The 10845-nt window shown below is 39.1% G+C and carries 10 protein-coding genes and 1 pseudogene; 3 read left to right on the top strand and 8 right to left on the bottom strand.

The genetic code is table 11. The features are described 5' to 3' along the window. Nucleotides 1-180 precede the first annotated feature (180 nt). Nucleotides 181-1518 (top strand): aminodeoxychorismate synthase component I, encoded by a 1338-nt coding sequence (gene pabB, locus DCO44_RS13670; RefSeq protein ID WP_116762812.1) that lies wholly within the window; start codon nucleotides 181-183, stop codon nucleotides 1516-1518. Here the strand turns inward: pabB and hisC are convergent. The 8 genes from hisC to DCO44_RS13710 form a co-directional block, all read right to left on the bottom strand. Next, nucleotides 1515-2606, bottom strand: coding sequence for a histidinol-phosphate transaminase (gene hisC, locus DCO44_RS13675; RefSeq protein WP_116762814.1), 1092 nt, complete (start codon nucleotides 2604-2606; stop codon nucleotides 1515-1517). The genes pabB and hisC overlap by 4 nt on opposite strands. Before the next feature lie 157 nt (nucleotides 2607-2763). Next, nucleotides 2764-4065 carry a histidinol dehydrogenase gene (gene hisD, locus DCO44_RS13680; protein ID WP_165495574.1) on the bottom strand — a complete coding sequence of 434 codons (1302 nt, stop codon included), beginning with the start codon at nucleotides 4063-4065 and terminating at the stop codon, nucleotides 2764-2766. 118 nt (nucleotides 4066-4183) lie between these two features. Then, nucleotides 4184-4846: a DUF4272 domain-containing protein gene (locus tag DCO44_RS13685; RefSeq protein ID WP_116762816.1), complete on the bottom strand. Its 663-nt coding sequence runs from the start codon at nucleotides 4844-4846 to the stop codon at nucleotides 4184-4186. 138 nt (nucleotides 4847-4984) lie between these two features. After that, entirely contained in the window at nucleotides 4985-5686 is a 702-nt protein-coding gene (gene hisG, locus DCO44_RS13690) for an ATP phosphoribosyltransferase (protein ID WP_116762818.1), read from the bottom strand. After that, nucleotides 5683-6942: a UDP-N-acetylglucosamine 1-carboxyvinyltransferase gene (murA, locus tag DCO44_RS13695; protein WP_116762820.1), complete on the bottom strand. Its 1260-nt coding sequence runs from the start codon at nucleotides 6940-6942 to the stop codon at nucleotides 5683-5685. Before murA ends, hisG begins: the two co-directional genes overlap by 4 nt. Before the next feature lie 6 nt (nucleotides 6943-6948). Beyond that, nucleotides 6949-7200 (bottom strand): BolA family iron metabolism protein IbaG, encoded by a 252-nt coding sequence (gene ibaG / locus DCO44_RS13700; RefSeq protein WP_016167324.1) that lies wholly within the window; start codon nucleotides 7198-7200, stop codon nucleotides 6949-6951. A 139-nt stretch (nucleotides 7201-7339) separates the two neighbouring features. Beyond that, nucleotides 7340-7672, bottom strand: coding sequence for a ribosome hibernation-promoting factor, HPF/YfiA family (gene hpf / locus DCO44_RS13705; protein WP_116762822.1), 333 nt, complete (start codon nucleotides 7670-7672; stop codon nucleotides 7340-7342). Between the two features lie 168 nt (nucleotides 7673-7840). Further along, nucleotides 7841-9292, bottom strand: coding sequence for an RNA polymerase factor sigma-54 (locus DCO44_RS13710; RefSeq protein WP_116762824.1), 1452 nt, complete (start codon nucleotides 9290-9292; stop codon nucleotides 7841-7843). A gap of 473 nt (nucleotides 9293-9765) precedes the next feature. Here DCO44_RS13710 and DCO44_RS17010 point away from each other — a divergent pair. Beyond that, nucleotides 9766-9864 (top strand): annotated as a pseudogene (locus DCO44_RS17010) (transposase family protein); the annotation flags it as partial. Nucleotides 9865-9891: 27 nt separating this feature from the next. Beyond that, complete coding sequence (locus DCO44_RS13720; RefSeq protein ID WP_133243162.1) at nucleotides 9892-10137, top strand: transposase; 246 nt, start codon at nucleotides 9892-9894, stop codon at nucleotides 10135-10137. Nucleotides 10138-10845 lie beyond the last annotated feature (708 nt).

Consider the following 10845-nt stretch of genomic DNA (forward strand, 5'->3'; position numbering starts at 1 on the left):
AACAGTACATAGTTCCTTGAGTGATCCGTTGGCACCCATAACGTTATAGGTCTGTTATTTTTTGTTCAACTGCTGTTGGTCGTAATGTGAATCTTGCCGACAAACGGTATTTACTGTGTTGTTTCCTTCACATTCGAGTAAAATATAGAATATAGTTTTAATGCCAGCTTTATTAAGCATATGACCAGCCCTTCTCTTTTCCAAAATGTGATTTGTGATCAACCTGTTAATGTTCAAGAAATTCTTTCATGTCTCGATGATCTTCCGCATTTAATTTATTTAAAAAACAATCAAAGCCCGGTCATTGCTTTTCTTCCAAATCAATTTGAATGTGTAAAAAATGGCGTCCGTCAAACTTACCAAAGAACACAGCTTGACCAATATATCTCCATTGAATCCAGTTTAAGTTTTAAGCAGTCCGAAAATAATCAATCCAATTCTGATGGATTTCAGGGCGGATTAATGGGCTTTATCAGTTATGATTTTGCCAGTGCGCAACATGTGAAGGTTCACTCAAAAGATCAACCTAGTTTTTGGCTGGGTTTGTTTCAAACTTATTTAAAATTTCAGGATGATGCTTGGTATTTTTATAGTGATGAGCCTGAAGCTGAACAAATTTTCGCATTCATTCAGAACAAATTAGAATCTACATCCAAAGTCACTCCATTACAGCTTACTCAAACCTGTCAAGCACGTTGGAATAAGCAACAATATCAACATGCTTTTACGCAGGTACAAGAATATATTAAAGCGGGAGACTGCTATCAAATTAACCTAACCCAAGAATTTAGCGGACAAGCCGAAGGACGTTTACTTTCCGTGGCACAAGAGTTCTGGCAGTTAACTGATGCACCGTATTCAGGTTATTTAAAAACTGAAGATTTTGAATTACTGAGCTGCTCTCCTGAGCTTTTTATCGAGTTTTTAGCAGAAAAAAAACTGGTCACTAAACCGATTAAAGGCACTATGCCACGTTATGCAGATGCAGCGCGTGATGCGCAATCTAAACACCAATTACAACACTCTCCTAAAGATCAGGCTGAAAATGTCATGATCGTAGATTTGTTACGTAATGATTTAAGTGTTTATGCAGAAACAGGGACGGTTAAAACACCAAAATTATTTGAAATTGAATCATTCAATCAAGTTCATCACATGGTCAGTGAAGTCACAGCAACCCTGAAACCCGATGTCAAAGCGTTAGATGTATTGTTGGCGGCCCTACCTGGTGGCTCAATTACAGGCGCACCTAAAATTCGTGCCATGCAAATCATTGAGGAATTAGAAGGCGCACCACGTGGGGCTTACTGTGGCTCGCTGGGTTATTTTAATTTTGATGGCACAGGTTCATGGAATATTTTGATTCGCTCTATTCAGAAATATCAACAGGATATTTCTCTATGGGCAGGTGGTGGCATCACGATTGCCTCTGACTGCGACGCTGAATACCAAGAATGTTTTGATAAAGTTTCTGCCATGCTGGATTTGCTCAACACATGGCAGAAACCCCAATCTTAAGCCAGAATATCTTGCTTTAAGGTTTCAACCAAACGCTGATTTTGCTCATCGGTACCAACGGTAATACGCAAGAATTGATTAATGCGTGGCTTATTGAAATAACGCACGATAATGCCTCGTTCACGTAATTCAGCGGCTAACTCACCTGCATCTTTATGTGGTAAAGATGCAAAAATGAAATTGGCTTTAGATGGCAATACCACAAAACCAAGCTCTTGTAGTTCATTGACCAATTTTTCACGGCTACGAATGACCTTTTCACATTGCTGTTCAAAATATGGCTGATCTTCAAAAGAGGCCACGGCTGCGGCAATCGCAAAGCGATCTATTGGATAAGAGTTGAAACTATTTTTCACTGCTTCCAATGCAGCAATTAAATGCGGTTGTGCAATGGCAAAACCAACTCGTAAACCTGCCAATGAACGAGACTTAGATGTGGTTTGGCAAACCACCAAATTCTCATATTTTTCCACTAATTTAACAGCAGATTCAGCACCAAAATCGACATAAGCCTCATCAATCACCACCACCGAATCTGGATTGGCTTGCAAAACTTCTTCAATGGCTTCCAACCCTAAAGCAATACTGGTGGGTGCATTCGGATTGGTGATAATAATGCCGCCATTGGCTTGCTTATAGTCATCTACCACAATTTCAAAAGCATCGTTCAAGGGTAAAACTTTGGTTTTGACACCAAAAAACTGGCTATAAACAGGGTAAAAACTGTAGGTAATATCAGAATAAAGGATGGGTTTATCTTGGACAAAAAAAGCCTTAAAGATATGTGCCAAAACTTCGTCTGAACCATTACCGACAAAAACATTCGCGACATCAATCTGCTGCTGTTTAGCAATTGCTTGCTTTAATGCAGAAGCATCAGGATCTGGATATAAACGTAAAGCATCCGCAGAATCTACTAGTACCGCTTGTACAGCTTCTACCACCTTCGGAGATGGCGGATACGGGTTTTCATTGGTATTTAATTTTAATAAATTTTGAATTTTGGGTTGCTCACCTGGTACATAAGGTTCTAATTCACGTACTTCAGGGCTCCAAAAACGCATTTGTGCTGGACTAATATTTGACATTTTATTTCTCTATATTTCCTTTCCTAACCTCTCTTGCGCTTCACCTTAAAGGAATCCTTAAAGCTTACTCAGCGAGAGGAGTTACGCCTCATTATTGATTTCATCGAGGCGTTCTCTCTCCTTTTAGGAGAGGTTTAGGAAGAGGTTTTAAAATAATTTATTGATAACGATAACGTGCTGAGCGGGCATGGGCATCTAAATTCTCTTGCTGTGCCAAGATATCTGCCGTTTTTGCCAGAGGTTTTACCCCTGCTTGAGAGCACATAATCAAACTTGAACGCTTTTGAAAATCATATACACCAAGTGGTGATGAAAAACGCGCCGTACCCGAAGTCGGTAACACGTGGTTCGGGCCAGCACAATAATCACCAATCGCTTCAGGTGTATATCGCCCCATAAAAATCGCACCAGCATGGCGAATCTCTTCGGCCATTTCCTGTGCTTCATCTAAGCAAAGCTCTAAATGCTCTGGTGCAACCTGATTAATTAAATCAATCGCTTCTTGACGATCCTTTACCAAGACCAAAGCCCCTCGATTTGCAATTGAAGTGCGCGCAATTTCAGCTTTGGGCAATACCGCTAAATGCTCTTCTACCGCTTGAGCAACTTCATTCAATAGTTGCTCATCAGGCGTAATGAAAATGGCTTGAGCGACGGTATCATGCTCAGCTTGAGACAATACATCCATAGCCAACCATTTCGCATCATTTTCACCCTCAGCATAAACCAAAATTTCTGAAGGACCTGCAATCATGTCAATGCCAACTTGACCAAACACCGCACGTTTCGCAGCAGCGACAAAACGGTTACCGGGTCCAGTGATTTTATCTACACATGGAACCGTTTCCGTACCATAAGCCAAGGCAGCAACTGCTTGCGCCCCCCCAATAGTAAACACGCGAGTTACCCCAGCCAAATGTGCCGCAGCAAGGACCAATGGATTCAGCTCACCATTCGGTGCGGGTACGACCATAATAATTTCAGGGACACCTGCCACATGAGCTGGCACAGCATTCATCAATACAGAAGATGGATATGACGCCAAACCTCCGGGCACATAAATACCCACGCGATCTAAAGGCGTAACTTTTTGACCTAAGGTATTGCCCAAAGCATCCACATAGGTCCAACCCTCTTGTTTTTGCGCTTGGTGAAACTCTCGAATACGTTCTGCGGCAAACTCCAGTGCTTCACGCACCTCCGAGTTTAAACCCTCAAATGCAGCTTTTAATTCAGCTTGAGTCAGTTCTAGATCTGAAAATTGATGCGCTGGATGTCGATCGAATTGTTGGGTAAGTTTAAGAACATGAGCATCACCATGCTGACGAACATCAGCAATGATTTGGTCTACAGTTTTTAAAAGTTCAGGATCACTTACAGTTTCAAAAGCTAACAAGTCAGCAAAAGCTTGCTTGAAGTTTTGATCTTGAGTCGATAAACGTCGCATCAATTTACCCACAAGGTTTGAATTGGAAAGCGTTAGTTTACCTTGTTTCCATGAAGTTGTGGGTAAGATAACATCAGCATTTCAACTTAGTCTCATCGGAAATGACTTTCATCAATATAAAAATGCTGGATTAGGTGTTCACATCAGGATGATCCCAATCACCATCGCGCTGTATTAACCAATTTAAAGCACCATGCCGCTCTAATACAACCGATGCATTTAAACCCGCTGGTGCTTGCTGATCTTTAAGTCTAGCATCGACACATGCCCAGTCATAACGATAGATCAAATCGGCTTCATCTAATAATGCTTCAATATTTCTCAGTTTTACTTGTGCCATAAATCCATCAAACGAGTCACATGAAGAAACTGCCTGAATCGCAAAATCACAATCTGCAATGTTTGCAGGATAATTTAGCTCATTGACCACACCTAGTGCCCAAAGTAACGTCCAATAGGCTTCATATTTCCAGATCATATTAATCACATCTTGTGTCGTGCCCTCACGATGGATGATCGCCAGTTCTTTTGGCGTCAATTCAGACCAAACATCAAATTTCTGTATTAGATCTATGATAAAAGCTTGAGTTTCATCATCAAACTGATCATGGTTAAGATCACAGGCAGCCTGAATCACCAATAGACATGCGATCGCGCGTTTTGCAATTTGTTCTGCTGACATTGGTTCAATCTCATCCGCAGCTTCAATATAAGGTAACCAATCAATATAAGGCACAGATTGTGATTGTAATTTTAAAATGGATGCTTGCTTTCTTTGTTCTGGTGTTTTCATATGACTCTTCATTATTCAAAAAGTGCTAGGGCATTAAACCATTCATATGTCGTTAAGTCAGTCATTTATACAACCTTATTTCCTTCGGTTAAAAAATAAAAAACCGCCCCAAAGGGCGGTTTTAGAATATCGATTAAATTAAGCTTGTTTTGCTTTTTGACGTTCTTCAACTGCTATTTCTAACTGTGCAAGAATCGGATTTAACAAGGCTTGTTTACGCTTAAAACTGGCTTTGTTTACAATCAAACGAGAAGACACTTTACAGATTTCGTCTAAAGGTTCTAAACCATTAGCACGTAGCGTATTACCTGTATCGACAACATCGACAATGTAATCACCTAAACCAACTAAAGGTGCTAGCTCCATAGATCCATAAAGCTTGATCACATCGACTTGCTCACCTAAGCTGGCATAGTATTGACGCGTTAAATTGACATACTTGGTCGCAATTTTCAGACGACCTTTTGGACGCTCCATGCCAACCTTGCCTGCGGTCATCAATTTACAGTTGGCAATTTTAAGATCCAATGGTTCATAGACATTTTGCGCGCCATGTTCCATAAGCACATCTTTACCCGCAACACCTAAATCTGCCGCACCATTTTCCACATAAGTCGGAACATCAGAAGCACGTAAAATTAAAATACGGACTTGCTTATGTGTAGTTGGAAAAATCAATTTACGGGATTTGTCTGGATCTTCGAGTAAATTGATACCCGCTGTTTCAAGTAAGGGTAAAGTTTCCTTGAGAATACGCCCCTTACTTAATGCCAATGTTAAACCATGATCAAAATTGCCCATTACATTGAAATTAGGATCATCGTTTCTCATGTCACTCATGCACTTACTCGCTTAATTTGAGCACCTAAACCTTGTAATTTTGCTTCAACATCTTCATAACCGCGATCAATATGATAAATACGGTCAATCAACGTTTCACCTTCAGCAGCCAATGCAGCCAAGACCAAAGAGAATGATGCACGTAAATCTGTTGCCATCACGGGTGCCGCAGAAAGCTTCTCAACACCTGTTACGATTGCATCATTTCCTTCAACTTCAATATTTGCCCCCATACGAGACAACTCAGGCACATGCATAAAACGGTTTTCAAAAATCGTTTCTGAAATGGTCGCAAAACCACGACCAATCACGTTTACGGCCATAAGCTGAGCTTGCATATCGGTTGGAAACTCAGGATGAGGAAGCGTACGGAAGCTCACGGCTTTTGGACGTTTACCCAACATATCCAATTCAATCCAATCGTCGCCACGAGTCACTTCCGCGCCCATTTCTTCAAATTTTTCCAGTACTGACTCCATTAAACTTGGATCAGTATGCGTGGTCTTGACACGACCACCTGTAATCGCAGCAGCAGCTAAATATGAACCTGTTTCAATACGATCGGCGACAACGGCATATTCACAACCATGTAGACTTTCTACACCCGTTACAACAAGCGTATCTGTATCCAAACCTTCAATTTTTGCCCCCATCTTGATCAACATTTTCGCAAGATCGGTAATTTCAGGTTCACGTGCAGCATTACGAATAGTCGTTACACCTTCCGCGAGCGCAGCTGCCATTAAAATATTTTCTGTTCCACCCACAGTCACCATGTCAAAAACGACTTCTCCACCTTTTAGGCGACCATCGACTTTGGCATGCACATAACCATTTTCAACTTCAATCTCAGCACCTAATGCTTCAAGTGCTTTTAAGTGCTGGTCTACTGGGCGTGAACCAATTGCACAACCGCCTGGTAAAGAAACTTTAGCACTACCATAGCGAGCAACCAACGGACCAAGCACTAAAATTGAAGCGCGCATGGTTCTAACCAATTCATAAGGGGCAAATTGGTTGTCTAAAGTTGAGGTATCTGCAGTAACCGTATCACCTTCATAGTTCATTTGAATGCCTAAACCAGCAATCAATTTTACTAAGGTATTTACATCTTTTAAATGCGGTACATTGGTCAATTTGATTGGTGAATCCGCCAAGATCATGGCTGCAAGCAACGGCAATGCTGCATTTTTTGCACCCGAAATTCGGACTTCACCTTCGAGCTTAACGCCACCTTGAATCAAAAATTTATCCATTAATTTTTAAGCTCCAAAAAGGCTAGCTTTGCGCCATTCTTCTTTTGTCATTGCGCGAATGGTCACAGCATGGACTTCACCACTTGCGATGTAAGAGTTCAGCGGAGCATAAACAGTCTGTTGACGTGCAACAGGACGTTTTCCCTCAAACTGATCATCAACAATTCGGAGGTCAAACTTGCCCGCTTGCCCACTAACTGCAACTTCAGCTTCAGGAAAAGCAGTTTTTAAAATTTCAGTGAGCTGTTCACTATTCATGACAAAGACCTCTATACAGGACCAATGGTGTAAAACCCGCCATTTTACTATAAATCAGGAAAAATAATGCATTCATCGCACAATTTTTATATATAAAAAAAGGAGGTTTATCACAAACCTCCCTCAATTAAAATCTAGATCAAGCTAAAAGTGGAGTATGATCCATCTGCAATTCTCGATATTTATGTAATTGTCGTTTTAATTTTTCTGTTAATTTTTTAATCGAAGTGTACATATCATCTGCCGTGGCCTGTGCAAACAATTCAATTCCAGGTAAACGAATAATCGCTTCAGCTATATGGTTCGCACTACCTTTTTTTGAATGTTTATCAATTTGATGATCCTTGGACAGCTTCACCTGCATACTATTGACTTGATCTAAATGCTTCGTCATTTCGGCAAATTTTTCACGAATATTCTCTTCAATTGCAGGGGTGATAGTTAAATGATGACCACGAATTGTTATTTGCATAATTCTATCCCTCACCTTCTTTTAGGATTAGCAAAGGTACAGCCGAAATGTTTCACAGCCAGAAAAGAATCTGCACAATCTGATCAAATCATTTCAACCGTCCTTTAAAATAAAAAGAGATTCATTATTTCGTAATAATGAATCTCTAGAATAGTCATACTTTAAATTTTAGATCAAGACTTTTCGCTCAGAAGAAGATGGAATGTGTAACGACTCACGATACTTTGCGACCGTACGTCGTGCCACATCAATTCCTTCATCCTTCAACATATTGGCAATCGCATTATCAGACAAAGGCTTACGCGTATTTTCTTCTGCAATCATTTTCTTAATTTTCGCACGTATCGCTGTGGAAGATGCTTCCCCACCCGACGTTGTCCCTACGTGACTTGAGAAAAAATATTTCAATTCGAATAGCCCACGTGGTGTCAACATATACTTATTGGTTGTCACCCGCGAAACTGTTGACTCATGTAACTCAACCTCTTCTGCAATATCACGCAGCACCAAAGGCTTCATCCCTTCAGCGCCAATCTCAAGAAATGTTTTTTGATGTTCGACAATACAAGAGGCCACTTTCAATAAGGTTTTATGACGTTCATCTACACTTTTAATAAAATTCTTGGCTTCCAACATTTGATTACGTAAATATTGATTTTCATCACTTTGATCTGCTCGACGGATCATGCTGGCATAAAATGAATTTACTCTTAATTTAGGCATCACATCAGGATTCAATTGAACTTGCCAATGATCATTGCGCTTCATGACCACAACATCAGGAATTTGGTAATCAGAATCTTTGTCTTCAAACTCAAGTCCCGGATGTGCTTTCAATGTTTTTAATAAATTCACCGCAGATTTGAGTTGATCTGTATTTAGCCCTGTCTGTTTGAGTAACTTTGCAAGTTCGTTAGAAATCAACAACTCATAATGTTTAAGCAAAATCATCGCTTCATGACGATAAGTCATTTGAGCAGGTAAACTTTCCAGTTGAACCATTAAACATTCCGCCAGATTTCTAGCACCAATTCCAATTGGATCAAGACGTTGGATATGTTTTAAAACCACAATGACTTCGTCATCTTCTATAACTTCATCATAATCCATAGACGCTAAAAGGTGTTGGACTGATGCCGTAATCTCTGAAATTTCGACATCCAAAAACCCCTTATCATCCAATGAGTCGATAATGCAGTAGGCAATCAAACGATCAATCTGAGAAAAATGAAGCAAATTAATTTGCTCAAGCATATGCTCTTTTAAGCCTCTATGACCTTGGCGATTATCCTCTCGCTCTTCAAATTCAGGGCTGCCCAAACTGGTTGATTGGTGGGTATAAACATCATCCCAATCCGTATCTACAGGCAAGTCATCAGGTAGATGATCTGCATTTAATTCATTGGTTAAATCACTATTTTCATGCTCTTTTTCTAAGCTTGATAAACTTTCGACACTATTTTGTTCTTCTACTTTTTCTAATAATGGGTTACTGTCGAGTTGAATTTGAATCTCTTGTTCCAACTCTAAACTAGACAATTGAAGCAAACGAATGGCTTGTTGCAACTGAGGAGTCAACGACAATGAGTTCGCAACTTTAAGTCCAACCGATAACTTCATATAATCCTACTCATTACTAATTATTAAATACAAGCAATTTTTATGCCGATTTATATTTTTATAGCATAGTTTTAGTAAAAACCATACAAAATTTTGCTGCGCTTAAGTTCCCCGATAATTTTATGCCATTTCAAACTTAATCATTCATTCTTAAATCACGAATCATTTGCTCATATTAATATCACCTCCAGTAACTCATGTGATAAAAATAATGACCTAACATGATTAGGTCTCTTTTATAAATCAAAAAGTGATCATCTTTTTGATTTATATTTGTACCGTAGATTTTTTGGCATTCGTGCAAAATCTGCGGATGAAATACATCGATTTAAAGAAGCTTTCTCAAACACAGTTTAAGCGATATACAGGCATCTCATACTCAACCTTCTATTAATGGTTGAGCAATTAAAGAAGCATGTTGCAACTCAAGGCAAACCACCGAAGTTAAGTGTGGAAGATAAATTCTTCTCTGCCTGAGCTATTGGCAGGAATACCGAACTTTATTTCACATTGCAACGAGTTACGGGGTTTCAGAGCCAACGACTTCTAGAATTGTTCGTCAAATTAAAGATACTTTAATTCAGTCAGATTTGTATAATTTGTCCAAAGATATTCCTGAAGGTGAAGGGATAGACTGGAATGTTGTAATCGTAGATGCGACTGAAATTTCAATTCAAAGACCTAAAAAACAGAAGAAAAGCTATAGTGGTAAGAAAAAGGCTCAAACATTTAAGGTACAAGTGCTCATGCACTATAAAACTCAGAAAATACTAAGTTTATACATGAGCAAAGGCGCAGTACATAACTTTGAACAGTTTAAATGCAATCTGCATTTAATCCCCTAAAATTCATTTATCCTTGCAGCTAAAGGGTATCAAGGAATTTATGCTCTATATTCCAATAGCCTATTACCCACTAAGGCTAAAAAACGATGTGTATTAGGTCCTTTGTTAAAAACACATAATCGAGAAATTAATACAAGAAGAATAGGCATTGAGCAAATATTTACAATTTCGAGCTTAGTAAAATATGATTTATGAAAGAAGTCTATTAGATGTTTTTAAAATCACTCCCTCATCTCCCATACAGTACAATAGATTGATTTTTTAAGAATATTTTAAAAATTCCTATAACAAGACCAATTTCTACTCTCAACCTTTAGATTGCTGCACCAATAACAAAGAAATTGATTAAAAACCTAAGCTCACCTTACTAAAATCGGTAGAATTGAACTGGCGTTAAAATCTTTTGAAGTTAGATTTTTGGTTAGCTTTAGCACGAAATGCCTAATATTAAGTTTTATTTAAGGCTATTGTAATCCAAGGTAATTATTTTCCCAAAAGAAATAAGTCAATCCCACCAGACAGTTGCAATATGGTATTCAACATGATCATCTTCTTTTAATAATTTTCATCTTTTATTTATTAATATGCAATAAAAAACACCCCCTAACGTTGGTTAGGGGGTGTTTGAATAAATGAGCTGGCGATGACTTACTCTCACATGGGTAACCCCACACTACCATCAGCGCTAAGAGGTTTCACTTCTGAGTT

The sequence above is a fragment of the Acinetobacter sp. AM genome (assembly GCF_003105055.1).
In the GTDB taxonomy this organism is placed as follows: Bacteria; Pseudomonadota; Gammaproteobacteria; order Pseudomonadales; family Moraxellaceae; genus Acinetobacter; species Acinetobacter tibetensis.